The organism is Rhodococcus sp. NPDC060090 (assembly GCF_042729855.1).
Classification (GTDB): domain Bacteria; phylum Actinomycetota; class Actinomycetes; order Mycobacteriales; family Mycobacteriaceae; genus Rhodococcus.
In genome coordinates, this window is record NZ_JBHWXB010000010.1 from 151,752 (window position 1) to 176,455 (window position 24,704).

Consider the following 24,704-nt stretch of genomic DNA (forward strand, 5'->3'; position numbering starts at 1 on the left):
GTGACCGAGAAAGAACTGTCCGCGGATGATCCTGCAACCGTGGCGGCATCGGTACCGGATTTCGCGCCGCCGTCCGATGTTCCCGAACTGGCGCCGTTCTGGGAAGCAGTGAGCCGCGGTGAACTCGCGTTCCCGCGGTGTCGCGCGTGCCGGCGGTGGCATTGGTACCCGGGGCCGGGTTGCCCGTGCGGCCACGACGAGGCATTCGAATGGTCGGGTGTCGCGGGCAGGGGAGTGATCTACTCGTTCACCACCGTGCACCGTGCATTCCTGCCGTCCGGATCCACGCCCCCGTACACGGTGGCGCTCGTGGAGTTCGAGGACGCGCCGGGTGTGCGCCTCGTGACCGACCTCGTCGGAGACGGCGCCGACACTCCACGCATCGGCGACCGGGTGGTCCTGTCTCCGACCGTTTTCGATACCCACACCTTGCCGACCTTCGCGCTCGAGCGGGACCGGCCGGAACGAGAAAGGCACTCGCGATGAGACTGTCACTGCGTTACGACATGCGTGCACCGGCAATCGGAGCTCCGGCCGTCGATCTCTACCAGGCCGCGGTCGAGCAGACCGGCTGGGCGGATTCGCTCGGGTTCGAGACCGTGTACATCGCCGAGCACCACGGAGCCGAGGACGGCTACTGTGCCTCCCCGATGATCCTGGGTGCCGCGATGCTCGGGCGCACCGAGCAGATCCACGTCCATTTCTCGGCGCTCGTGGCGGTGCTGCACCATCCGTTGCGGCTCGCCGAAGACCTCGCGACGCTCGACCTGGTGGGTGGTGGCGGTCGCGTCGAGATGACGATGGGGATCGGCTACCGGCCCGACGAGTTCGAGATGTTCGACGTGCCCATGAAGCGCCGTGTCCGGATTCTCGAGGAGATCGTCGAGGTCCTCGACCAGGCGTGGACAGGTGAGCAGTTCGAATTCCGGGGGAAGACGGTGCGGGTGCGGCCGACACCCGCAGGCCCCTCACGCCCCCCGATCTACATCGGAGGCTCGGCAGATGCATCCGCGGCGCGTGCAGCACGGCTCGGCGACAACTACATGCCCGCCGGGTCGGAGAAGGAACGGCTGTACGAACTGTACGACGCCGAGCGTGTCCGGTTGGGGCTGCCGATTCCGCCGCGTCCCGCTCCGGCAGGGCCGCTCTTCCTGCATGTGACGGACGATCCCGACCGTGATTGGGAACTGCTCGCGCCGCACCTGAAATACACCACCAACATGAATGCGCAGTGGGCCAAGGAACGCGGTGTCGGGACGACGGGGTACACGCACGTCGAGACCGTCGACGATCTGAAGAAGCAGCCGCAGTTCGTGGTACTCACACCCGAACAGTGCGTGGAGTTCGCGCAGGAACGGGGCAACGACTCGGAGCTGATGTTCCAGCCGCTGATGGGTGGTCTCCATCCCGAAATCGGTTGGCGCAGCCTCGAACTGTTCGCCTCTGACGTTCTTCCCGCGCTCGAGAAGCTCGGTCTGCGCGACCCGGTCGCGTCGCGGTCGAGCTCGGCCTCGGCATAATCAGCGGGAACCATCAGGAAACGAGGGAGTCGATCATGAGGTTTCGATCGGTTGCGTGTGCGATCGCAGGTGTCACTGCGGGCGCGACGGTGTTGACGGCCTGTGCCGAATCGACGGGCGCGGGCGGACAGGGCGGTGGCGCCGGTGTCGAGTACGGGGCGAGCATCGAGGAGTACCAGGAGGCGTTCGAGTCCGTCGACCCGATCGTCATTCACACTCAGTCGCCTGCCGCGAAAGGTGCGTCGGGCGGCCAGCACATCGAGAACTACGCTGAAGCTGTGTCCGAGTGGTCGGGCGGCAAGATCACCTTCGACGTCGTGTACTCGAACGGTGTGGCGTCACCGACCGAATCGGACAACGCGGTGCAGGACGGCCGGCTCGACCTTGCCCAGGTCATGGGTGCGTACGAACCGCAGGAGTACCCGGTCACCTTTGCGCTCAACAACGCAAGTGTGTTGTCGGACAACAGCGTGGTCGTCGGGAGCCTGTCGTCCAATGCGTGGCCGGTCGATGTGGCGTTCTCGACACCGGAGTTCTTGGCCGAGTACGAGGACCACGACATGAAGGTACTCTTGCCGTCGTTCAACTCGGGTTCGATCGCCCTGATCTGTGGGCAGGCCCGAAACGACCTGGCCGAGTTGAAGGGCCAGTCGATCGCGTCCGGTTCGGCGACCCTCGGTACACAGGTCACCGCCCTCGGCGGCAATCCCGTGTCGATCGGATACACCGAGTACTACGAGAGTCTCCAGCGCGGAGTCGCGGCGTGCGCGGCCACCACGCTCACCGCAGGCATGATTGCGGGCATCATGGAGGTCGCGCCCCACGTCGTGATCGATTCCGAGGCGGGATTCGTGAACACCTCGGGTGCACTCGCGATGAACATCGATGTGTGGGAAGAGCTTCCGCTCGTGGCGCAGCAGCTGATGTGGGATCGTCTCGACACGTTCGTCGAGGGCAGCATGAACAAGATCTGGGAGGGCACTGTCGATGCATCGGCGACCATCGCCCAGTTCGACGGTTCGGCCGAATCGTTCGCCGACGACGCCCGCGACGCATTGATCGAGAAGAACGAGGCGATCGTGGACGGGCTTGCGCAGACGGCTCCCGGCGGCGACGAATTCGTGTCGCGGGTGCGCGACGCCGCAGCGAAGTGGAAGACGACGGTGACCGATCTGGGTTACGACGACGCTGTCGACTACGCGGGATTCGCCGAGTGGTACAGCCCTGAAAAGCTCGATACCACGGCATTCGTCGACACCCTGTTCGACGAGGTGCTGCTCGAACACCGTCCGTCCTGAGCGCCATGCGATGAGCCGTGAACATCATGTGCGAAACATTTAGTTGACAACATGATGTTCACGGCTCACGCTGTGTATATGACAGACGACGAATTCACCCCACCGAACCCCAGTCGCGACCGAGCTCACCGCGAGTACGCCGGCCTGTTCCGGATCGCCGAACGTCACGGCGCCACCGCGGAACAGCGTGCGCGTCAATCTCATCCGGAGATGCTCGATCCGCTCGGCGCGATCCGCATCGTCGCCGCACTCGCCGGCGGCGTCCACCAGCCGGGGCCCGAAGAACCCGAAGTGGATGCCGCCGACATCACGGCCGCTCTGGGGCTCATCCCGAAGGCCAGGGTCGAGATGGACCAGCTGGAGGCGCTGGTTCTCGGCATCGCCCGTGAACGGGGGATGACCTGGCAGGAAATCGCCTTCGGACTCGGGTTGGGAAGTACGCAGGCAGCCCGACAACGCTACGAGCGACTGGTGAAACGCACCGAATCCTGATCTGCGTCAGGGAGTGTGCGGATCCGCCCGCTTGATCGGCGGTGCCGTCTTCCAGTCGGGCATCCCGAGTTCCGGAGTCCCCACCACTGCCTTGCCGCCGGACAGGTGGGTCCACTGGGCGTGGTTGAGTTGATGGATGGTGAAGCAGGCGTCGAGCGCGTTGGAGAAGCCCATCGCGTCCTGACTCTGGTTGACCGACTCCTTCACGAGTAGCGCTGCCATCGTGGGCACCTGGGCGATGCGGCGAGCGAACTCGAGGGTCTTCGCAGTCAGATCCTCCGCGGGGAAGACCTTGCTGACCATGCCGAGCGCACGTGCATCCTCGGCGTCGAGGCTGTCGCCGGTGAGGAGCAGTTCCTTGGCCTTCCGTGGGCCGAATTCCCAAGGATGACCGAAGTATTCGACACCGCACATACCCAGTCGTGTTGCGACGACGTCGGCGAACTGCGTGTTCTCGGCAGCGACGATGAGGTCACAGGCCCACGTGAGCATCAGCGCGGCGGAGAAGACGTTTCCGTGCACCTCGGCAATGGTGATCTTGCGGAGATCCCTCCAGCGGCGGGTGTTCTCGTAGAAGTAGTGCCACTCCTGGTGGAACCGCGACTCGACGGCGTCCTTCGTGCCACCGGTGCAGGCGTACGACCAGTGTTGGTCGGGCCCGGGGTTCCGCTCGGCAAGGTAGTCCGGGCTGCCGAGATCGTGCCCGGAGGAGAAGACCGGGCCGTTGCCCGCGAGGATCACCACGCGCACGTCGTCGTCGGCCTCAGCACGGAGAAATGCTGCCGTGAGCTCGACGAGGAGCCCGCGGTTCTGGGCATTGCGGTACTTGACGCGGTCGAGGACGATGCGGGCGATGGTGCCCTCGTCGTGGGTCTCGTACTGCAGGTACTTGTACTCGGTGGTTGCCCGGGGATCAGTTGTCACGGGGAATCCTTCCTGAAACAGGCTCAGACGGCCTGCGGTGATGTGGAGACGAGTGCGCGTGCTTGGTCGAGCAGGGCCTGGGACACGCTGTGGAAGCGCTTCCCGAGTTCTTCGTCGACCTTGCCTGCGCACGCTCGGGCGTGGGTGCCCTCGAGGATGATGGCGAGTCGATAGCAGGCGAGAACCTGGTACCAGTCGAATCCGGTCATGTCGCGGCCGCTCGTCTCGCCGTACCGTGCGATGAGTTCTGCTCGGGACGGCAGGCCGTCGAGTCGGCGGGCCAGGCCTTTCGTGCGGGGTTCGTTCGGGTCCGGCCACGTCGCGAGCAGGTGCCCGAGATCGAGGAGGGGGTCACCGATCGTCGCGAGCTCCCAATCGACGACAGCGGCGACTTCGGGGCTCTCGTGCCGGAACATGACGTTGCCGAAGTGGAAATCGCCGTGAATGATGCCTTTGCTCCACTCGGCGGGGCGGTGTTCGTCGAGCCACGCACCGAGTTCGTCGACCCCGTCGAGATCGGGTCCGGGCCAGCCGTCCAGCTCGTGATACGAGTCGAGCTGCTTGCGCCAGCGTCCGACCTGACGGCCGATCCACCCGTCGGCGCGATCGACCTGTGCTTGTCCGAGCGCTGTGGGATCGACGCGACCGAGTGCTGCCGCGGCGTCGACCATGGCCAGGCCCATCGCGTGCTGCAACTCCACCGACGACGCGTGCGGTTCCGGCACGTCGGTGGTGGCGGTGAAACCGCTGATTGCATCCATGACGAAGAAGGTGAAGCCCATGACGTCCGGATCGTCACATGCGGCGACGAGCCGGGGGTGGGGGACGTCGGTGCCGCCGAGGGCGGTGAGGATCCGCGCTTCCCGGCGCATGGTTTCGTCGCTGTTGCTGCGTTTGTGCAGCGGTGGCCTGCGGAACACGTACTCGCGGCCGTCCCTGACGAAGCGGACCAGGATGTTCTGGGTTCCGCCGGTCAGAGGGACGGTATCGGTGATCGGCCCGGTGCCGACGCCCTTACTGTCGAGCCAGGACGTCAGGGTGCCGACGTCCAGCATCTCCCGATCGCTCATCGGGTTCACCTCGTCTTCGATCATGGTCCGGGGCGCGGGCCCGCCGCGGAGCGGATGTACAGGTAGGTGACCGGGGCCACTCTTCACCGCACTCTACACATTCGTGCAAACCATTGTCATGATTAGCTTCACATTCAGGCGCATGATTGTTAGAGTCCGAGGACGGCGCCCGGCTGCTGCGGAAGTGGACCGGCGAGGGCTCGGACAACCCCGGATCGTTCAATTCAGGTGGTGCAATGGGTATCGAAATGGTTCTCGACATGGCGACCTCGGTCGTCCCGGACCGCGTGGCCATCGGCCGCCGCGAGTCGGGGCTGACCTATGCTCAGCTCGACGACGTGGCGTCGGGGGGCGCGACCGTCCTGAAAGAACGAGGCGCAGCGCACCTCGTCTTCGTGGGCGTCAACGGGCCGATCCTGCCCGTCCTCACATTCGCGGCGGCGAAAGCGGGAATCCCGATCGCGCCCCTGAACTACCGGCTCGCGACCGAGCAGCTGCGCGACCTCGTCGCTCAGCTGGACACGCCGCTGATCGTCGCGGACCCCGCCTACAGGGACAAGCTCGAGGGCGCCGCCGAACACCTGCTGACCAGCGACGAATTCTTCGCCGCCGCACGCGCGGCCGGACCGTCCGATCACCTGCCCGCCGACGACGATGCCGCCGCGGTCGTGCTGTTCACCTCCGGCACCACTTCCGCGCCCAAGGGCGTGTTGCTCCGTCATCACCACCTCACGTCGTACCTGTTCAACACCGTCGAATTCGGTTCTGCCGGTGAGGAACAGGCGACGCTGATCAGCACACCGCCCTACCACATCGCGGGAATGGGTGCGGTCCTGAGCAACATCTACGCGGGTCGCCGCATGGTGTATCTGCCCGACTTCGCGCCGCAGCGATGGCTCGATCTCGTACGTCAGGAAGAGGTCACGAGCGCGATGGTGGTGCCCACGATGCTCGCCCGCGTCGTCGAACATCTCGGCGGAGAATCTGCGGGCGCTCCGAAGCTCGCGTCGCTCGCGTACGGCGGAGCCCGGATGGCCCAGCCCGTCCTCGAACGAGCTCTCGTCGCATTCCCCGACACCGGTTTCGTCAACGCCTACGGACTGACCGAGACCAGTTCGACGATCGCTGTGCTCGGACCCGATGATCATCGCGAGGCACTCTCCGATCCCGCCCTGCGTCATCGTCTGTCCTCCGTCGGACGGATCGTGCCCGGCATGGAGGCGCAGATCCGCGCAGAGGACGACATCACCGTGCTGGCCGACGGCGACACCGGGCTCCTGTGGGTCCGCGGCGCGCAGGTCAGCGGCGAATATATGGGCAAGGGCTCGGTACTCGACGCCGACGGCTGGTTCCCCACCCGCGACCGCGCCCGGATCGACGACGAGTTCCTGTTCATCGGTGGTCGCGCGGACGACACGATCATCCGCGGTGGCGAGAACATCGCACCCGCCGAGATCGAGGACGTCCTCGTCCGCCATGACGATGTCCGCGAGGTCGCCGTGGTCGGTATCCCCGACGACGAATGGGGCGAACGGATCTGCGCCGTCATCGTGCCGGTCGGCGACACCCATGCCGAGCCGGAAGAGGTGCGCACGTGGTGCCGCGAGCGACTGCGTGGATCCCGCACCCCGGACGACGTGGTCTTCGTCGACGAACTCCCCAAGACCGCTACCGGCAAGCTGGTGCGCCGCGACCTGGTCGCGCAGGTCACCGCCGAATCCGTCTGAGATCGAGGTCCTGTGTCTACTGTTCCCAGCCGCCAGTGGGTACTGCGTTCCCGGCCGTCGGGTCGCCCGAGCGCATCCGATGTGGAGCTCGTCGATATTGTTGTCGGCTCTCCCGAGCCGGGGTTCGTGCGGGTGGAGAACCTCGTGATGTCCGTCGAGCCGTACATGCGCGGCAGGATCGGCGGGGAGGTCAACTACGCCGAGCCGTATCCGCTGGACGAGCCGATGCTCGCCCCCGTGATCGGCCGCGTCACGGACTCTGCCGACGAGTCGGTTCCCGCCGGCTCGCTCGTGAAGCACGAGTACGGCTGGCGTGAACACTCTCTCGTGCCGGCAGGCGAGTGCACCGTGCTGGCGCACGACGATCTGGCGCCCGCCGACCATCTCGGACCCATGGGGATCCCCGGAATGACAGCGTGGGTGGGGTGCGAGCGAATCGCACGTATCGAGGCGGGCGACGTGGTGTTCGTGTCGTCCGCGGCCGGGGCCGTCGGGTCCACCGTCGTGCAGATAGCAAAACTGCGGGGCGCCACCGTGATCGGCAGTGCAGGCAGCGCCGAGAAGGTCGCTCTGGTCCGTGAACTCGGGGCCGATGCCGCGTTCGACTACCACGACGGTTCCGTCAAGGATCTCCTGCGCGTGGCGATGGCCGAGGTAGGAGCAACCGGACTCGACGTCTACTTCGACAACGTCGGAGGTGAGCATCTCGAGGCCGCGATCCGAGTGATCAACGACCACGCGCGGATCGCTCTGTGCGGGATGATCAGCATCTACAACTCCGCAACCCCGCAGCCCGGGCCGAACAACCTCATCAAACTCGTCTGGCGCCGGGCACGGATGGAGGGCTTCCTCCTCCGCGACCACCTCGATGCGCGTGAGGAGTTCGAGGAGCGGATGGCCGAGTGGCTGCGCATCGGCGCGGTCCGCGGTGTCCACACGGAGTTCCGCGGCGGTGTCGAGGGTGCGTGGGATGCGTTCCTCGGCATGCTCGACGGCACCGCGACCGGCAAGGCAGTAGTACCACTCACCGCTGATCCTGCCGACCAGGACCGCAAGACACGCGAATCCGGCGGGATCATCTCGTCCTACAAGGAGGCAACACGATGACCGACCAGGCACTGCCACTGGAAGGCAAAGTCGCACTCGTCACCGGCGGAAGCCGGGGCCTGGGGCGCGAGATGGTGCTGGCGTTCGCGAAAGCCGGTGCCGACACCGTCATCGTCAGCCGCAAGATCGACAGCTGCGAGAAGCTCGCCGCCGAGGTCACCGAGACCACCGGACGTAAAGCCCTTCCGATCGCATGCCATGTCGGGGACTGGGATGCACAGGAAGCTCTCGTCGAGCAGGTGTACGCGGAATTCGGCAAGATCGACATCCTCGTCAACAACGCGGGCATGTCGCCGCTCTACGACTCCCTCGGCAGCATCACGGAAGCATTGTTCGACAAGGTCTTCGACGTGAACCTCAAGGGCGCGTTCCGTCTGACGACCCTGGTCGCCCCGCGCATGGTCGAGGCAGGCGGAGGCTCCGTGATCAACATCAGTTCCATCGCGTCGGAACGACCCACGCCGAGCGACCTGCCGTACGCGGCGGCCAAGTCTGCACTGAACATCATCACCAAGGGCTTCGCGCAGGAGTACGGGCCGACTGTGCGCGTCAACGCGATCATGGCCGGTCCGTTCCTGACCGATATCAGTAAGTCGTGGGACATGGACGTCGTCGCGGAGAAGTTCAAGACACTTCCGCTGCAGCGCGCAGGCAACCCCGACGAGATCATCGGCGCCGCGCTCTACCTCGCCGGCCCCGGCTCCACCTTCACCAGCGGCGCGATCATCCCGGTCGACGGCGGCCGCACCGCGATGCGCTGAACCGCACGCACCGAATACTTTTCGAGAAAGGAACGCGCATGAGCTGGGGTTTCGAGACAGATCCTGAGTACCAAGAGGTCCTCGACTGGGCCGAGGAATTCGTGAAGAGCGAAGTCGAGCCCGTCGACAAGGTGATCACCCACGCGTGGGACCTGAAGGACCCGCTGCGTCAGAAGCTGATCCCGCCACTGCAGGAGAAGGTGCGGGAGAAGGGCCTGTGGGCGACGCACCTCGGACCGGAACTCGGCGGCCAGGGATTCGGGCAGCTCAAGCTTGCGCTGCTCAACGAGATCGTGGGGCGCACCCACTCGGGTCCGATCGTGTTCGGTGCGCAGGCACCGGATTCGGGTAACACCGAGATCCTCGCCCACTACGGCACGCCTGAACTCAAAGAGCGGTACCTGAAGCCGCTGATCAACAACGAGATCGTCTCGTGCTACGCGATGACCGAACCCCAGGGCGGGTCGAACCCGGTCGAGTTCGAGACCAACGCCGTCCTCGACGGTGACGAATGGGTCATCAACGGCGAGAAGTGGTTCGGAAGCAACGCCCGCTTCGCTTCGTTCTACATCATCATGGCGGTCACCGACCCTGAGGCCGAGCCGCACAAGCGCTTGTCGCAGTTCATCGTGCCGGCAGACACTCCCGGGCTCGAGATCGTCCGGAACACCGGCGTGTGGGGTCACGACTACGAGGTCGGAACCCACGCCTACACGCGGTGGACCGATGTGCGGATCCCGAAGGACCACATCCTCGGCGGCGTCGGCCAGGGATTCGAGGTCGCGCAGACCCGCCTCGGCGGCGGGCGCATCCACCACGCGATGCGCACGGTGGGCCTGGTCCAGGCAACACTCGACATGATGCTCGAGCGCGCCGTGTCGCGTACGACGCGTGGCAAGCGTCTCGGCGACCAGCAGATGGTCCAGGAGATGATCGCCGATTCGTGGTTGCAGCTCGAGCAGTTCCGGCTGCTGGTGCTGCGCACCGCGTGGCGCATCGACCGGTACAAGGACTACCGCAAGGTCATCAAGGACATCGCCGCGGTCAAGGCCGCAATGCCGAAGGTGCTGCTCGACGTCACCTCCCGCGCGGTGCAACTGCACGGGTCGCTGGGTGTGTCGAAGGAACTTCCGTTGGGCAAATGGCTGTTCGAGAGCTACCACATGGGTCTCGCCGACGGCGCGACCGAGATCCACAAGGTCGGTCTGGCCCGGCAGCTGTTGCGCGACGCCACACCGCACGACGGTCTGTTCCCGAGCTACCACCTGCCCGAGCTCGAGGAGCTCGCGCGTCGCAAGTTCGCGGCGCAGTTGGCGGGTCTCGAAGACTGATGCGGTAGAAAGGGGCCGGAGCGTGAACGCTCCGGCCCCTTTCCGGTTCAGTTGTCCGACGAGATGACGAACGCCGTCGACCCTGCCAATCCGTTGGAGACGGTGACGACGGACCGTTTCGCGCCCGGAATCTGTCGTTCCCCGGCCCGACCGGTCACCTGGTAGGCCGCTTCGGTCAGCTGTGTCATGCCGTGAAGTCTGCCCTCGGCGAGGCACCCACCGCCCGTGTTGAGCGGCAGTGACCCGGTGGGGCGGGCGTTGCCGTCGTCGATGAACGAGGCGGCCTCTCCGCGGCCGCAGAAACCCATCCCTTCGAGCCATGTGTACGTGAAGATCGAGAATCCGTCGTACAACTGCGCGATGTCGATTTCGTCGCGGCCGATTCCGGCTGCACTCCACAACCGGTCGCCGGTGGTTTCGGATCCTGCGAGGATGTCTTCGAGGGTCATGGGTACCCCGGTGGCCCCGATATGGTTGCTCGCGGCGTACCCCGAGATCAATGCCGGGGGATTGGGTAGGTCGCGGGCGCGGTCGGCGCGAGTGAGGACGATCGCGACGGCGCCGTCGACTGGCAGGTCGCAGTCGAGCATGGTGATGGGGTCGGCGATCATTCGCGACGACAGGTATTCGTCCGTCGTCAGAGTCTTGCCGCGGAAGAACGCGTTCGGGTTCAGGTGAGCGCGTTCACGGTTGTCGACGACGAAGCGCGCGAACGATTCTCGCGTTGCACCTGCGAGGTCGAGGTAGCGGCGGGCGGCCGTGGCTGCCCAGCCGGCAGGCATCGAGAAGCCGTACGGCGCGAAGAACTGGTCCTTGCCGCCTGCCCGCGCGGAGGCGAAGTTCGAGTACCTGCCCTGCGGCATGTGCAGGGCCCGGTAGAGGACGACGTGCGTGCAGGTCCCGGCGACGAGTGCGTTGATTGCATCGATGGCGGCGTGGGTGACCATCGGCATGGTGTTGCCGAGCCACGTGATGTTGTCTCGGACCCTCAGCGCTCCGGCGAGGTGCCCCGGGGTGACGACGTCGATCCCGTCGCGGTTGCCCTTCTCGCCCCCGTAGACCGGCATGGTCGGGGTGGTTGCGAGTCCGTCGACGTCCGCGCGGGTCAGGCCGGCATCGGTGAGGGCTGCGTCGGTGGCTTCGACCGTCAACGACAGGAGACTTCGTGGATTGCGTCGGATGAGTTCGGTGTAGCCGATGCCGGCGATCGCGACCTGGTCACGGTATTCCCACATGTCAGGCACTCCTCGGTTGGGATGCGGGTCGGAACTGGGGCACGACGTCGCCGGGTGCGAGTTCTTCGAACGTCACTTCCAGGGGCAGCCCGATCCGCAGGTCATCGGCGTCGGCGTCGACGAGGTTGGTGGTGATCAGCAGATTCGCCTGCTCTTCGAGTTCGGCGACCGCGACGATGTACGGCAGGTGATCGGCGAAGCCGGGAGCCGGGGCGTCGTGCATCACCGTGTAGGAGTAGAGCGTCGCGCGACCCGACATGCCCGCCCATGACAGCTCGGAGGCGCCGCAGGCTGTGCACGCGTCTGCCGGAAGATGCTGGTAGCGGGCGCAGGAGTCGCAATGTTGCACCACCAGGCGCCGCTCGCGGGCGGCCTCCCAATAGGGTGCTGTCGTCTCGTCGGCGAGTGGTAGGGGTTTGGGTGGGGTCTCGGTGGGAGTCATCGGTCCTCGGTTCGACATTGACATCTATTGCAGATAATGGTGATCATCTATTGTGATTGTGTGATGCCGATCTCGGCCCGTCAAGCTCCATCGCTTCGAAGGTGGGGTCGCTGGATATGCAGTACAGGCAAATCATTCGCATGAAAGCTTGACTCTCGACGAATCTAGGCGAATGATATGACACATCAAGTGATGTGGATCACGACAGGTAGGCGAAACCATGATGCATTGCAGCGTCGAGTCCGAGGTCGGGATCGAAGACATCGACCTCGGTCGAGTCGGCGAAGTACTCACCGCACTTGTCCAGCTACTCACGACATGACCTTCGGGCGTCCCGCACGCCCACCCCACTCACATCAGCGGAGTTGACATGAGCGCATCCCCGAGCGCTTCGAGCAAGCCGAACAGTCGGCTACTGCTGCTCATCGAGATACCTGCAGTCATCGTGCTGTTCGTGATGATGCTCCACGTGACGGCGAACGCGCTCATGCGAGCGCTCGCGTCGTCGCCCATCCCGAACACGCTCGAAGTTACCCAGTACATCTATGTCCCGATCATCGCCCTGCTCGGCTTCATGGCCGCACAGGCGAGGGGAGAGCACATCGTCGCGGACCTCGTGGCGCACTACTTCCCCACGCGGATCAGACGAGCAGTGCTGTTCTTCGGATACATGCTCGGTGTCGTGGTCTTCTTCGGATTTGCGTGGTTCGGCCTCGAAGAAGCCCTCCACTCCCGCGACATCGGAAAGACTGCAGGCGTTTCGACCGTCGTGGCGTGGCCCGTGTACTTCCTCGTTCCCATCGCCTTCGGTGTCCTGTGCGTGCAGTTCGCCCTTGCAGGGGTGCGTGCCCTCCGCGGAGGGGAGGACTCGGTCGACGCGACCGACGCCGAGGTAGCCCGCATCACCGACGAGATCGATGAAGAAGCCGGTGTATCCGCCGCTTCTGCAACCGCGCCGAATGCAACCGCGCCGAATTCGGAGAGCAAATGACTACCACTACCACTGCCGAAGCGCGGGACTCGAGCCCCACTCCACCGGTTGTCGGTCCCAGCAAGAAGTTCTCGACCCGATCATGGGTGTTGTTCGGTGCTCTGATGGTGCTGCTACTGGGGTCGACTGCCGCGATCTTCATGCCGCTGACTCCGGTCGCGATCGGCTGCGCAGCGCTGGTGATGATGATTACGCTGCTGTGCCTGCGGGTTCCGGTGGCACTGACGATGATCGTCCCGTCGTTCGCCGGCCTCTACGCGATGCGTGGCGAGCGGACGGTGACAAGTGCGCTCACGTCTCTTCCCTACGACGAGGTGGCGAGCTGGACCCTCAGCGTCGTGCCGATGTTCGTGCTCATGGGCCTGTTGCTGTGGCGCTCCGGCATGACCGATTCGCTCTATACCGCAGCGCGTCAGTGGTTGGGCTGGCTTCCGGGCGGTCTCGCGGTGGGCACCAACATCGCCGGCTCCGGTCTCGCTGCGGTCAGTGGGTCCACGACCGGAACCACCTATGCTCTCGGCCGCATCGGCATTCCCGAGATGCTCAAGGCCGGATACGACCGACGACTCGCGGTCGGCGCGGTGTTGGTCGCAGGCCTACCCGGTCAGCTGATCCCGCCGAGCATCCTGCTCGTTCTGTACGCGGGCATCGCCGAGGTCCCCGTCGGTAAGGCGCTGCTCGCCGGTATCGGCCCCGGCATCCTCGTCTCGCTCATGTTCACGATGGCGATCATCCTGATTGCCGTCTTCGCCAAGGACGTCGCGGGGACGAAGGAAAGCCGGATCGAGGCATCGAGCGTCTCGTGGAGCACGCGATTCAAGAGCCTCGTGTCGATCTGGCCCATTCCGGTCCTGGTGATGGTGATCATCGGTGGAATGTTCTCGGGCATCTTCACCGCCACCGAGGCCGGCGCGGTTGCCGCGCTCTGCTCGGTCGGTGTCGTCTTCATCTGGAAGCGCAAGACCGGCGGCGCGAGTCGCGCGCTCCTCGACGGTTCGATCGGTACCGTCTCGACGGTCGGTGCGGTCTTCCTCCTGCTCGTCGGCGTCGAGGCGCTTTCCCGCATGATGACCTTGACCGGCATCAGCAACGGATTCGCCGATCTGATCACCGATATGAACCTCGGGCGGGTCGAATTCCTCCTGCTGATGATGGTGGTCTACCTGATCCTCGGCGCCTTCATGGATCCGCTGCCGATGATGGTGCTCACCGTGCCGATCCTGATCCCGACGCTCGAGAGTCTCGACATCTCGATGCTGTGGTTCGGTGCGTTCGTCGTCTTCATGGGTGAGCTCGCGATCCTCTCGCCGCCGGTCGGCATCCTGGCGATGATCGTCCATTCGATCGTGAAGGATCCGAAGGTGAACCTGGGCAAGGATATTCCGCTCAAGGATGTGTTCGTCGCCGCTGCATGGTTCCTGCCGATGGCGATCGTCGTCGTCCTGATCCTGATCTTCTTCCCGGAGATCTCGACGTTCCTGCCCGATCATTCGAGTGGCGGCTGAGCGTCGTCCTGACACTGGGTGTGTCGACGCCCTCGCGCTGGTGGCCCTGTAGGGGCGCGGTGGCGGGGGCGTCGTCGTCGGTTCGGGAAAGTACTCACCGCGAACACTTGCCCTAATCTATGAGCATCATTATAGTGAACTAGGTAACGTTCACCCGGGGATGCAGGCGCACATTTGCCGCCCCGAACCATCACACGGCGAAGGAGTGGACATGAGTGCAGGGAACACCGAGGGAACTGAAGCTGCGAACGGCAACCGTCTGCGTTGCAACAACTGCGGCTCGGAAGCCATCGTCACCAAGGCAGGCGGCTCGTCGCTGACCTGCTGCGGCGCAGCCCTCGAGATCACGTTCGGCCGATAGCCGACCCCGTCTCGGTCGTCATCACCACACCCCCAGGAGTTCACATGAACGAGGTCGGCAAGCGCTACACGTGCGCCACCTGCGAAACCCAGATCATCTGCGTCAAGAAGGGCGAGGGTCAGTTCACCTGCCACGGGACGCCCATGGAGCTCGTCACGGCGAAGCCACTGCCTTCGTCCGACTAGCTGACACCGAAGAAACATGGCTGCGTCAGACGCGGCATCGTACGAGAAGAAGGAGCGCGCAATGGCTGGTCCACTCGACGGACTCGTAGTGATCGATGCGAGTTGGGGCATGCCTGCTGCCATCTCGACGATGATGCTGGCCGACTACGGAGCCCGTGTCATCAAGGTCGAGCGCCCCGGTGGGGGCCCGGACTCCACGGCGAACGTTCGCAAGTCCACCGACCGCGGCAAGTGGAGCGTGGAAGCGGACCCGAACACCGAGGCGGGACGTGCAGCGATCCGCGGCCTCATCGCGAACGCCGACGTGTTCGTCGAGTCGTTCGGTGTCGGCAAGGCGGACGCGCTCGGGCTCGGCTACGACGAGCTGCATGCCGAGTTCCCGGAACTCGTCTACGTGTCGGTGACCGGATACGGCAACGTCGGGCCCCACGCGGCGCGTCCCGGCTACGAGGCTCTGCTCAACGCCCGCCTCGGCCAGATGGCCGAGCAGACCGGGCACCGCGAGGGCCCCATCTTCATGGGCCACCCGACCGTGTCGTACGGCACCGCGTTCATCACGACGATCGGCATCCTGTCGGCGTTGCGAGCCCGAAAGATCAACGGCACCGGCCAGAAACTCGACACTTCCCTGCTCGACGGCATGCTCTCGATCGCGTCGATGAACTGGTGGTGGAACGAGAAGGACATCTCGTACCTCGCCCGCAGCGGTACGCAAAAGGGCTTCGGCAACAAACGCCTCATCACCGACCCGTTCAAGTGCGCCGACGGCAAGTGGCTCATCGTTCATACCGGCGGTCCCGGCGCGTACAAGCGCACGATGGACATCCTCGGATTCGGTGACCGGACCCAGACCATCGACGGACCCGAGATGGCAGTGCCGCTCGACGACGTCGAACTCGATATCGCTCGTAACCAGGTTCCCGAGACGTTCGCGCAGCGGAACCGCGACGAATGGCTCGAACTGCTGCACGCGGCGGACATCGCTGCGCTGCCGCTCAATCACCCCGAGGACATCTTCGAGGACGACCAGGTCACGTTCGCGGGCGTGCCGATCGAACTGCCCGACGACGAACACGGCACGATCAAGCAGATCGGCCCGGTGATCCGCTTCGAGAAGACGAAGCCTGCGACACCGGCGCCTGCGCCGAAGGTCGGTGAGCACAACTCCCGCACGGCCGAGATCGCTCGATCCGATGTCTGGGCACCCCTGTCCGACAAGCCCGCTCAGGTGACGTGGCCGCTGCAGGGCGTGAGGATCCTCGATTTCAGCTCCTACTTCGCCACCGGATTCGGCGCTCGCCTGCTGTCCGATCTCGGCGCCGACGTCATCAAGATCGAGCCGCTCATCGGCGACCAGATGCGCCCGCTCGGCGACCTGTTCGAAGGCGCCAACCGCGGCAAGCGCAACATCGCATTGGATCTGAGGTCGCCCGAAGGGCAGGAGATCGCGCATCGTCTCGTGGCCGACGCCGACGTGGTGATGCACAACTACCGGCCGGGCAAAGCGGAGAAGATCGCGCTCGGCTACGAGACGCTGAAGGCGATCAACCCCGACGTCATCTACGCGTACCTTCCGGGATTCGGTTCGGCAGGACCGAAGTCGAGCCTGAAGTCGTTCGCGCCGATGGTGTCCGGCATGGTCGGGCTCAACTTCGAGGGCTCCGGCAAGGGCAACCCGCCGATCCGTCGCGTCATCGGCAACGAAGACCTGTACAACGGATTCCTCGGCGCCGTCACGGTGCTGCTCGCTCTCAATCACCGTCTCAACACGGGCGAGACGCAGTCCGTCGAGAGCCCGCAGCTGCACTCGAGCCTGTTCGTCGTCAGCGAGCATTCCGTGACCCTCGACGGAAAAGCTCTTCCCGCACACGAACTCGATGCCGACCAGACCGGATGGTCGCCGCTCTACCGCCTGTACCGCACGGCGGACGGCTGGATCGCGATCGCTGTGTTCGGCGACGCGGCGTTCACGCGTCTCGCCGGCGCGCTCGGCAATCCGCAGCTTGCGACGGATGCGCGCTTCGCGACGAACGCCGCCCGTGCGGCCAACGCCGACGCACTCGCCGAGGCCCTGACCACCCTGTTCGCCGCCCTCGGCAGCGAGGACGCGTTCAAGGCTCTCGACAGCAACAACGTACCTGCAGAAATCCCGCTCGACTACCCGATCATGCCCGAGTTGCTCTGGGAAGAATGGGCTCTCGACTCGAACCGAGTTGTCGAGCACCACCATCCCGAGTACGGCTGGTGCCGCGAGGTCGGCATGGTCATGCACCTGTCCGACACCCCCGGAGCGTTCAAGGGCGGCGCGCCGGTGCTGGGTGAGCACTCGCAGGAGATTCTCACCGAACTCGGCTACACCTCCGACGAGGTGACCTCACTCATGGCATCCGTGTGTGCACTGCCGTCCGATCGTGCACTGCCCACGGCAGCAGCGAAGGAAGACTGACCATGGACATCACCTATCCGCCGGAGGCGGAGCAGTATCGCGCATCGCTTCGTGAACTTCTCGAATCGAATCTCCCCGACGACTGGAAGGGGATCGGCGCCCTTCCCGGAGAGGAGCAGGAGCAGTTCCTCGAAGCGTGGCGAAAAGTGCTGTCGGACAACGACCTGCTTGCGGTGTCCCTGCCGCGTGAATACGGCGGCGGTGGACTGTCCGATATCGAGCAGGTCGTGCTCAATGAGGAACTGATGCGCCTCGGGGTTCCGGAGGGGACCGAGAACGACACGCTCGGCATCAAACTCCTGTGCAACACCATGGCGGTCCTCGGTACCGAAGAGCAGAAGGAATACTTCATTCCGAGGACGCTGTCCGGTGAAATCTCCTGGTGCCAGGGGTATTCGGAGCCGGAGGCCGGCTCCGACCTGGCGGGCCTACGGACACGTGCGGTGCTCGACGGTGACGAGTGGGTCATCAACGGTCAGAAGACGTGGACCTCGGCGGGCAGTAGCGCCAACTGGATCTTCGCGATCTGCCGGACAGACGCGACGGCCGTCAAGCACAAGGGCCTGTCGTTCCTGCTGGTCCCGATGGATCAGCCCGGTGTCGAGGTCCGTCCGATCGTCAACGCCGCGGGCTACACCGCCTTCAACGAGGTGTTCTTCACCGATGCGCGCACCGCAGCAGCGAATGTGCTGGGTGAGGTCAACGGAGGCTGGAATACCACGAACACCCTGCTCGGCTTCGAGCGTGGGGTGCGTGCCACCACCGACGCGGTCCGGTTCGGCCGCGAGATCGACCGTCTCATCGAACTGGCCCGCGAACGAGGTCTCACGTCGGATCCGCATATCCGTCAGGAACTCACGTGGTGCTGGCAGCGGGTGCAGACGATGCGCTTCCGCGGCTACCGCGCGTTGACGAAGCTGCTCGCGGGCGGGCGCCCCGGCACCGACGGCTCGTTCTCCAAGATCTACTGGGCAGAGTTCTTCCAGCGCTACACCGAGGTCGGGCTCGAGATCCTCGGACTCGAAGCGTTGACTCCGGAAGGGCAGGGTAACAACGGAATTCTGGTCACCCCGCAGCCCGGGACAGAGAACTCTTCGCGCTGCTGGGACGATATCGCCCTCTACTCGCGTGCAGCCACGATCTACGGCGGCAGCTCGCAGATCCAGCGCAACATCATCGGCGAGCAGCTGCTGGGTCTCCCCAAGGAACCGAGGCTCGACAGCGGCCCGTTCCAGGACATCGGGCGACGAAAGACCGCCTGATCTGAGATTCCGCCGGTCTACGGCAGAACGGAACAATCGTGTACTTCGAATTCAACGAGGATCAAGAAGAATTCCGCGCGTCCTTGCGCAGGCTCCTGTCGGAACGCGCACCGATAACCAAGGTACGCGAGGTGGCCGAAACCCGTGGATACGATTCGGCAACCTGGCGGCTGCTCGCATCCGACATGGGGGTGCCCGGTATCCACGTCCCCGAAGAGTTGGGTGGCAGCGGCTTCAGCTTCCTCGAGACATGCGTGGTCGTCCAGGAACTCGGAAGGGTGCTGACACCGGTGCCGGTGATCACGACGATCGGGGCCATGGAGGCGATTCGGGGGCTCGGTTCGACGTCGCAGCAGGCAGAGTTGGTTCCCGGGCTGGCGTCGGGCGAGACGATCGGCACGTTGGCGTTGTCGGGCAATCGCGACCTCGACGTGGACGGCGCGACCGTCCGAGCGTCGGTCGAAGGCGACACGCACACCCTCACCGGGCGGGTCGACTATGTGGCGTTCGGGCACCTCGCCGACCTGCTGGTCGTGCCTGCGGTGACACCCTCCGGTGAGCAGGTCGCGCTGTACGTGGTGGACGCGACTGCGGCGGGTGTGACGATCGAGTCGCGCGAGAGTCTCGACCTGACACGTCCTTTGGCGTCCGTCGAACTGTCCGGTGCCGCCGCACAGTTGCTGGGCTCCGACCAGGCCGCGATCGTGCGCGTCGTCGACCTCGTTCGGATCCTGCTGGCCAACGAGGCCATCGGAACTTCGAAGGCCGTGCTCGACATGGCAGTCGACTACGCCAAACAGCGGGTGCAGTTCAACCGGCCCATCGGGTCGTTCCAGGCGATCAAGCACAAGTGTGCCGACATGGCGATCGCGATCGACTCCGCCGAGGCGACGGTCATGTTCGCGTCGATGTCCGCCGCCGACGAGTCGAAGGACCTCCGGCTCTCCGCGCTGATGGCGAAGGCCCAGGGCTCCGAGTGCCTCACGCTGTGTGCGTCGCAGAACATCCAGGTTCACGGCGGCATCGGATTCACATGGGAAGCAGATCCGCACCTGTACTTCCGCCGAGCCAAGGCGATCGAGCCGTTGTTCGGAAACAAGGTGCACCACAACGACATGCTGGCCGATCTGGTCGGTATCTGACAGGAGTTGGAGATGACCGCAACGATGCGTCGCCTCGAAGGTGATGTCGCGCTGGTGACAGGTGGTGGCTCCGGGATCGGCGGCGCCTCGGCGATCCGGCTGGCGCAGGAAGGTGCCGCGATCGCAGTGGTCGATGTCAACGTCGACAGCGCGGAAGCCACAGTTTCGAGAATTCGCGAGGCGGGCGGTACGGCTGTCGCGTTCGCGGCGGATGTCCGTGACGACAAGGCCATGGATGAGATCGTGGCCGACGTGGTGTCGCAGCTCGGCGAGATCAGCGTGGTGTTCACCGCGGCCGGCGTCAGTGGTGCGCGTCTCGACAGTCACGAAGTGACTCGGGAGGATTGGCACGCGGTGCTCGACATCAACCTGTCCGGTACGTTCTTCACCATTCGCAGTGCCCTGCCCTCACTTCTCCGTCGGGGCGGTGGTGCGGTGGTCACTTGCGGGTCGACGTCGTCGTTCATCGCGACGCAGGGCGGCCTCGCGCCGTACCGCGCGTCGAAGGGCGGGGTGAAGATGCTGACGCAGACACTCGCCGTCGAGTACGCGCCGAAGGGTATCCGGGTCAACAGTGTCTGCCCGGGGGCTGTTCGCACCAACCTCAGTGCCAACACCGCAGCCATCGTGCCGACGACCGGCACCGTGAAGAATCCCTCGAAGCCCCTGAGCGTCCCGCTTGGGCGCTACGGCGAGGCTGAGGAAATCGCTTCTGTCGTAGCGTTTCTCGCGTCGTCCGATGCGTCGTACGTGACGGGGCAGGCGATCCTCGTCGACGGTGGCGTCACGGCTGAATAGGGTCTTGACATCACCTTAATTCAGTCGCATGATTAGCAGCAAAGCCGTGAGGGTGATCACTCCGAGTGGAGTATCCGAAAAGGTGTCGGTATCACCGGAGCTCGCGGACGAGCCTGACAAGGAGTACCCGAAGTGATCACATTCTCCCGGGCGCGCATGATTCCCCGCGCCGGCATCCTCATGACGGCAGGCGCGCTACTGCTCGCTGGTTGCGCCGAAACCTCGTCGGGTGGCAATGGCGCCGACGGAGGCGGCGAGGGCGTCGCCTTCGGCGCGACGATGGAGGAATACCACGAGGCCTTCGCCGACGTCGACCCCATTGTCCTGTACACGCAGTCACCCAGCACCCAGGGCTCGACCGGCGGTGCATTCATCGATGCCTACACGTCCGCTGTCGAAGAATGGTCGGACGGCAAGATCACCTTCGACATCGCTTACTCCGACGCGATTGCGAAGTCCACCGAAATCGACAACGCCATCGTCGACGGTCGACTCGATATCGGGCAGGTTCTCGCCGTGTACGAGCCGCAGGAGTTCCCGGCGACGTCGGCTCTGCTCGACGCCAGTGTGCTGTCGGACCAGAGTGTCGTCACCGGTGTTCTCCAGTCGAATGCATGGCCCGCGGATGTTGCGCTGAACACCCCCGAAATCGTCGCCGAGTTCGAGGACAAGGGCATGAAGCTGATGCTTCCCGCCTACAACGCCGGCATGAACGCGCTGTTCTGCTCCGACAAGCGCACCGCGCTTCCCGACTACCAGGGGCGCAGTATCTCGGTCGGCAGTACCGCCGGTAACCAGCAGGTTTCCGCACTCGGCTCGACTCCGACCTCGGTCGCGTACACGGAGGCGTACGAGGCACTGCAGCGCGGTGTCATCGACTGCTCGATGCTCAGCCCCGCGGCCGCGAAGATCGGCGGCATCCTCGAGGTGGCGCCCCAGACCGTGATCGATCCCGCTGCAGGCCTCGCGGTGCCCAGCGGCAACATGGCAATGAACCTCGATGTGTGGGAGTCGCTTCCCCTGGTCGCGCAGCAGCTGATGTGGGACCGGCTCGACGCCTTCATGACCGGCAGCATCGAGGGCAAGATCTGGCCCGTGACCGTCGAATCCGTCCAGGAGATCCAGCAGTACGGCGGAACCATCGAACCGTTCGCAGACGACGCGCGCGACGCGGTGCAGGACGCGAACAACAAGATCGTCGAGGCGATCGCAGGTAACAGCGGACTGAGCGACGGTGCCGGATTCGTCACTTCGGTGCGTCAAAGTGCCGACAAGTGGAGCGAGACCATCGCAGAACTCGGCTACACCAACGAGACCGACTACAACGGATTCGCCACCTGGTACACGCCCGACAAGATCGATATCGAGCCGTACGTCCAGCGCGTCTACGAAGAGATCTTCCTTCCTTTCCGTCCGTCCTGACACACGCCGACGGCACCGACCACGTTCCGGAGGGGATGCCCCCTGCGCCCCCTCCGGAACGTTTCTACTGAGGGGAACATGATGACCGGACGTCACTCGGGTACTGCCGCGATCGCCCTCGACGGTGCCATCGACATGCATTGCCATTTCGGTCCGGAACCGCTCGTGGAAATGGCGGCCAAGTCGCCGCACAGCGTGGACCCGATCGAGGCGGCGCGTGAGGCCGCAGATCACGGCATGCGGGCGATCGTCCTGAAGGCGCACGAGTTTCCGTCGACGGTCGCTGCACACCTGGCCAATGTGGCTGTCCCCGAGGTGCAGTCGATCGGCGGTATCTGTCTCGACCATCCGGTCGGAGGCCTGAACCCGCATGCGGTCGAATGCGCATTGCGCGCGGGAGCAAAGGTCGTCTGGTTGCCTACGCTGTCGTCGGAGCAGGACGCACCGACGAAGGTGAAGGCGTTCTTCGGCGAGAAGGAAGAGGGCATTCGCGTCATCGATGCGGACGGTGCGATCGTCCCCGAAGTACGTACGATTCTCGACCTGATCACCGAATACGACGCGGTACTCGCGACCGGACACGTGTCGACCGCGGAGCATTTCGCCGTGGCGAAGGAATACGCATCGAAGGGTCGTGTTCTCGTCACCCATGCGATGCACGCGACCACGGGCCCGCGTCTGACCGAACAAGAGGTGATCGAGCTGGCAGACCTCGGCGCCAGCATCGAGTTCGCGGCCCACACCTGTATGGGTGAACCATCGACGTTCGCGAATGTGGTGTCGGCACTGAAGCGGCTCGACCCGGCAAAGGTGGTGCTGGCCACCGACTACGGGTGGACGACCAAGATTCCTCATCCCGCGGCCGGTCTGCACTCCTACGTGAACGCATTGTGGGACGAGGGCATCGACGAAGCCGACCTGAAAGTGATGACCTGCGACAACCCGGCGCTGTTGCTGGGTATGCACTAACCGGCCATGAAGCAAGTACAACTACGAGCCAGAAGGAACGTCGAATGACCGACATTCAGGGACGGGTGGCCGGGAAGGTCGCCTTCATCACCGGAGCTGCCCGCGGGCAGGGCCGATCGCATGCGCTGCGGCTCGCGAACGAGGGCGCAGACATCTATGCCACAGACGCATGCGAGGACATTGCGTCGCTGACCTACGGGATGGCGACGGAAGAAGACCTCGCCGAAACCGCCCGCCTCGTGGAGAAGACCGGTCGCCGGATCATCACCCGTAAGGTCGATGTGCGCGACCAGAAGGGTCTGGACGCAGCGGCGGCAGACTGCGTCGAGCAGTTCGGTCGCATCGACATCGTCAGCGCCAATGCGGGTGTCTGCGGCTGCCGTCCCACCGTCGAACTGACGGAGGACGAATGGCAGGACATGATCGACGTCAACCTCACCGGCGTGTGGAAGACCACGAAGGCCGTGATCCCGCAGATGCTGCGCACCGGCGGCGGTTCGATCGTGCTGACCAGTTCTGTCGTGACCTACAACGGCTCGCGCAACGTCGGACACTACAACGCGTCCAAGCACGGTGTGGTCGGCCTGATGCAGACTCTCGCAGCCGAATTCGGTGGTCAAGGGATCCGTGTGAATGCGGTGCACCCCGGCAACGTCGGCACCGACATGCTCTTCAGTGAATCGACGCTGCGAGTGTTCTGCCCGGACCTCGAGAATCCGACCATCGACGATCTACGTGAGCGTGCGCGCGGCCGCAACATCATGGATATCGCCTGGGTCGAGCCCGAGGACATCACCAACGCCGTGCTGTGGCTGGCGTCCGAAGAAGCCCGGTACGTCACAGGGATCTCGATCCCTGTCGACTGCGGGCTCCGCATCAGCTGAGAGGTTGGGACATGACTGAAGGTCGCAACGCAGGACGCAAGGTTCTCGTCACCGGCGGCGCCGGCGGTATCGGTGCTGCCGCTGTTCGCAGGCTCGCGAAGGAGGGAGCTGCCGTCGCGGTGCTGGACCTCGACGGCCCGGCCGCAGAAGCGCTCGCGGCCGAGCTCCGCGGTGAGGGAGCCACAGCCGTTGCTGTCAGCGCAGACGTATCCGACCCCGACTCGGTGGGGCAGGCAATCGACGACGCGGCGGCGCATCTCGGCGGTCTCGACGGACTCGTCACGTGTGCGGGAATCGCGAAGTCGGCTCTGGTGCACGAGATGTCGGTCGAGGACTGGCACGAGGTGATCGGCATCAATCTGACCGGCTCGTTCCTGTCGGCCAGGGCTGCACTGCACCACATGTTGAAGGAGCGCCGCTCATCGGTCGTGACCATCGGTTCGGTGGCATCGCTCATCTCCGCGAACACCAACACATGTAGTTACGACGCATCGAAGTCTGGTGTGCTGGGGCTGACCCGGTCGATCGCCGTCGGCTACGCAGATCGCGGTGTGCGAGCCAACGCGTTGTGCCCCGGGGTCGTCGACACACCCCTCGCACGCCGTGCGCGAGAAGCCGGGGGTGTCACGAGCACCGCGTTGGCGCAGACACCTCTGGGTCGCCGAGCGGACGTCGACGAGATGGCGTCCGTCATCGGTTTCCTCATTTCGGACGAGTCGTCGTACATGACGGGCTCGACCGTCGCCGCGGACGGCGGACTCACCGCGCAGTAGTCGGGCTCCCTGCAACGGTGCTTGTGTGACATTCTGTTTCGTCGAACTTGTTCGGCGCA

General features: G+C 64.8%; 24 protein-coding genes. 20 read left to right on the plus strand and 4 right to left on the minus strand.

All coding sequences use genetic code 11. The features are described 5' to 3' along the window. The 4 genes from ACFWCF_RS15625 (at position 1) to ACFWCF_RS15640 (ending at position 3,310) form a co-directional block, all read left to right on the plus strand. Entirely contained in the window at positions 1 to 486 is a 486-nt protein-coding gene (locus ACFWCF_RS15625) for a Zn-ribbon domain-containing OB-fold protein (protein ID WP_378562903.1), read from the plus strand. Then, entirely contained in the window at positions 483 to 1,520 is a 1,038-nt protein-coding gene (locus ACFWCF_RS15630) for an LLM class flavin-dependent oxidoreductase (RefSeq protein WP_378562906.1), read from the plus strand. The genes ACFWCF_RS15625 and ACFWCF_RS15630 overlap by 4 nt, the downstream gene beginning before the upstream one ends. A 35-nt stretch (positions 1,521 to 1,555) precedes the next feature. Continuing rightward, the gene (dctP, locus tag ACFWCF_RS15635) at positions 1,556 to 2,818 is read left to right on the plus strand and encodes a TRAP transporter substrate-binding protein DctP (RefSeq protein WP_378562908.1); all 1,263 of its coding nucleotides are present in this window, start codon (positions 1,556 to 1,558) and stop codon (positions 2,816 to 2,818) included. Between the two features lie 78 nt (positions 2,819 to 2,896). Then, complete coding sequence (locus tag ACFWCF_RS15640; RefSeq protein WP_378562911.1) at positions 2,897 to 3,310, plus strand: DNA-binding protein; 414 nt, start codon at positions 2,897 to 2,899, stop codon at positions 3,308 to 3,310. 6 nt (positions 3,311 to 3,316) lie between these two features. Here ACFWCF_RS15640 and ACFWCF_RS15645 read toward each other — a convergent pair whose 3' ends face one another. Together ACFWCF_RS15645 and ACFWCF_RS15650 are read right to left on the minus strand one after the other, a co-directional pair. Continuing rightward, positions 3,317 to 4,234: an enoyl-CoA hydratase gene (locus ACFWCF_RS15645; RefSeq protein ID WP_378488392.1), complete on the minus strand. Its 918-nt coding sequence runs from the start codon at positions 4,232 to 4,234 to the stop codon at positions 3,317 to 3,319. Between the two features lie 23 nt (positions 4,235 to 4,257). Beyond that, a complete protein-coding gene (locus ACFWCF_RS15650) occupies positions 4,258 to 5,304 on the minus strand; it encodes a phosphotransferase family protein (protein WP_378562913.1) in 1,047 nt (348 codons plus the stop codon). A 236-nt stretch (positions 5,305 to 5,540) separates the two neighbouring features. Here ACFWCF_RS15650 and ACFWCF_RS15655 point away from each other — a divergent pair, with 236 nt between their 5' ends. The 4 genes from ACFWCF_RS15655 to ACFWCF_RS15670 are packed head-to-tail and all read left to right on the plus strand — an operon-like array spanning position 5,541 to position 10,230. After that, the gene (locus ACFWCF_RS15655; protein WP_378562916.1) at positions 5,541 to 7,031 is read left to right on the plus strand and encodes a class I adenylate-forming enzyme family protein; all 1,491 of its coding nucleotides are present in this window, start codon (positions 5,541 to 5,543) and stop codon (positions 7,029 to 7,031) included. 12 nt (positions 7,032 to 7,043) lie between these two features. Continuing rightward, positions 7,044 to 8,138, plus strand: a complete 1,095-nt coding sequence (locus ACFWCF_RS15660; protein WP_378562919.1) for an NADP-dependent oxidoreductase — start codon at positions 7,044 to 7,046, stop codon at positions 8,136 to 8,138. Continuing rightward, entirely contained in the window at positions 8,135 to 8,899 is a 765-nt protein-coding gene (locus ACFWCF_RS15665; RefSeq protein ID WP_378562922.1) for an SDR family NAD(P)-dependent oxidoreductase, read from the plus strand. Before ACFWCF_RS15660 ends, ACFWCF_RS15665 begins: the two co-directional genes overlap by 4 nt. A 38-nt stretch (positions 8,900 to 8,937) precedes the next feature. Continuing rightward, entirely contained in the window at positions 8,938 to 10,230 is a 1,293-nt protein-coding gene (locus tag ACFWCF_RS15670; protein WP_378562925.1) for an acyl-CoA dehydrogenase family protein, read from the plus strand. Positions 10,231 to 10,277: 47 nt separating this feature from the next. Here the strand turns inward: ACFWCF_RS15670 and ACFWCF_RS15675 are convergent, their stop codons facing one another. Both ACFWCF_RS15675 and ACFWCF_RS15680 read right to left on the minus strand, forming a co-directional pair. After that, positions 10,278 to 11,465, minus strand: a complete 1,188-nt coding sequence (locus tag ACFWCF_RS15675) for a hypothetical protein (protein WP_378562928.1) — start codon at positions 11,463 to 11,465, stop codon at positions 10,278 to 10,280. A 1-nt stretch (position 11,466) separates the two neighbouring features. Further along, complete coding sequence (locus ACFWCF_RS15680) at positions 11,467 to 11,907, minus strand: Zn-ribbon domain-containing OB-fold protein (protein ID WP_378562931.1); 441 nt, start codon at positions 11,905 to 11,907, stop codon at positions 11,467 to 11,469. Between the two features lie 370 nt (positions 11,908 to 12,277). Here ACFWCF_RS15680 and ACFWCF_RS15685 point away from each other — a divergent pair, with 370 nt between their 5' ends. From ACFWCF_RS15685 to ACFWCF_RS15740, 12 genes are all read left to right on the plus strand, one after another. Then, on the plus strand, positions 12,278 to 12,898 hold the full coding sequence (locus tag ACFWCF_RS15685; protein WP_378562934.1) for a TRAP transporter small permease: 621 nt from the start codon (positions 12,278 to 12,280) through the stop codon (positions 12,896 to 12,898). Next, positions 12,895 to 14,403, plus strand: a complete 1,509-nt coding sequence (locus tag ACFWCF_RS15690; RefSeq protein WP_378488384.1) for a TRAP transporter large permease — start codon at positions 12,895 to 12,897, stop codon at positions 14,401 to 14,403. Before ACFWCF_RS15685 ends, ACFWCF_RS15690 begins: the two co-directional genes overlap by 4 nt. A 211-nt stretch (positions 14,404 to 14,614) precedes the next feature. Next, positions 14,615 to 14,764, plus strand: coding sequence for a hypothetical protein (locus ACFWCF_RS15695; protein WP_378488383.1), 150 nt, complete (start codon positions 14,615 to 14,617; stop codon positions 14,762 to 14,764). A gap of 44 nt (positions 14,765 to 14,808) precedes the next feature. Beyond that, positions 14,809 to 14,949, plus strand: coding sequence for a hypothetical protein (locus ACFWCF_RS15700; protein WP_378562937.1), 141 nt, complete (start codon positions 14,809 to 14,811; stop codon positions 14,947 to 14,949). Between the two features lie 61 nt (positions 14,950 to 15,010). After that, positions 15,011 to 17,395, plus strand: coding sequence for a CaiB/BaiF CoA transferase family protein (locus ACFWCF_RS15705; RefSeq protein WP_378562940.1), 2,385 nt, complete (start codon positions 15,011 to 15,013; stop codon positions 17,393 to 17,395). Between the two features lie 2 nt (positions 17,396 to 17,397). Further along, entirely contained in the window at positions 17,398 to 18,657 is a 1,260-nt protein-coding gene (locus ACFWCF_RS15710; RefSeq protein WP_378562943.1) for an acyl-CoA dehydrogenase family protein, read from the plus strand. A 38-nt stretch (positions 18,658 to 18,695) separates the two neighbouring features. Further along, positions 18,696 to 19,799 carry an acyl-CoA dehydrogenase family protein gene (locus ACFWCF_RS15715; RefSeq protein WP_378562946.1) on the plus strand — a complete coding sequence of 368 codons (1,104 nt, stop codon included), beginning with the start codon at positions 18,696 to 18,698 and terminating at the stop codon, positions 19,797 to 19,799. A 12-nt stretch (positions 19,800 to 19,811) separates the two neighbouring features. Beyond that, positions 19,812 to 20,597: an SDR family NAD(P)-dependent oxidoreductase gene (locus ACFWCF_RS15720; protein WP_378562949.1), complete on the plus strand. Its 786-nt coding sequence runs from the start codon at positions 19,812 to 19,814 to the stop codon at positions 20,595 to 20,597. Positions 20,598 to 20,729: 132 nt separating this feature from the next. Next, the gene (locus ACFWCF_RS15725; RefSeq protein ID WP_378562952.1) at positions 20,730 to 22,019 is read left to right on the plus strand and encodes a C4-dicarboxylate ABC transporter substrate-binding protein; all 1,290 of its coding nucleotides are present in this window, start codon (positions 20,730 to 20,732) and stop codon (positions 22,017 to 22,019) included. Positions 22,020 to 22,097: 78 nt separating this feature from the next. Next, positions 22,098 to 22,988 (plus strand): DUF6282 family protein, encoded by an 891-nt coding sequence (locus ACFWCF_RS15730; RefSeq protein ID WP_378562955.1) that lies wholly within the window; start codon positions 22,098 to 22,100, stop codon positions 22,986 to 22,988. Positions 22,989 to 23,032: 44 nt separating this feature from the next. Beyond that, entirely contained in the window at positions 23,033 to 23,872 is an 840-nt protein-coding gene (locus tag ACFWCF_RS15735) for a mycofactocin-coupled SDR family oxidoreductase (RefSeq protein WP_378488375.1), read from the plus strand. Between the two features lie 11 nt (positions 23,873 to 23,883). Further along, positions 23,884 to 24,645, plus strand: a complete 762-nt coding sequence (locus ACFWCF_RS15740) for an SDR family NAD(P)-dependent oxidoreductase (RefSeq protein ID WP_378562958.1) — start codon at positions 23,884 to 23,886, stop codon at positions 24,643 to 24,645. The last annotated feature ends 59 nt before the right edge of the window (positions 24,646 to 24,704 follow it).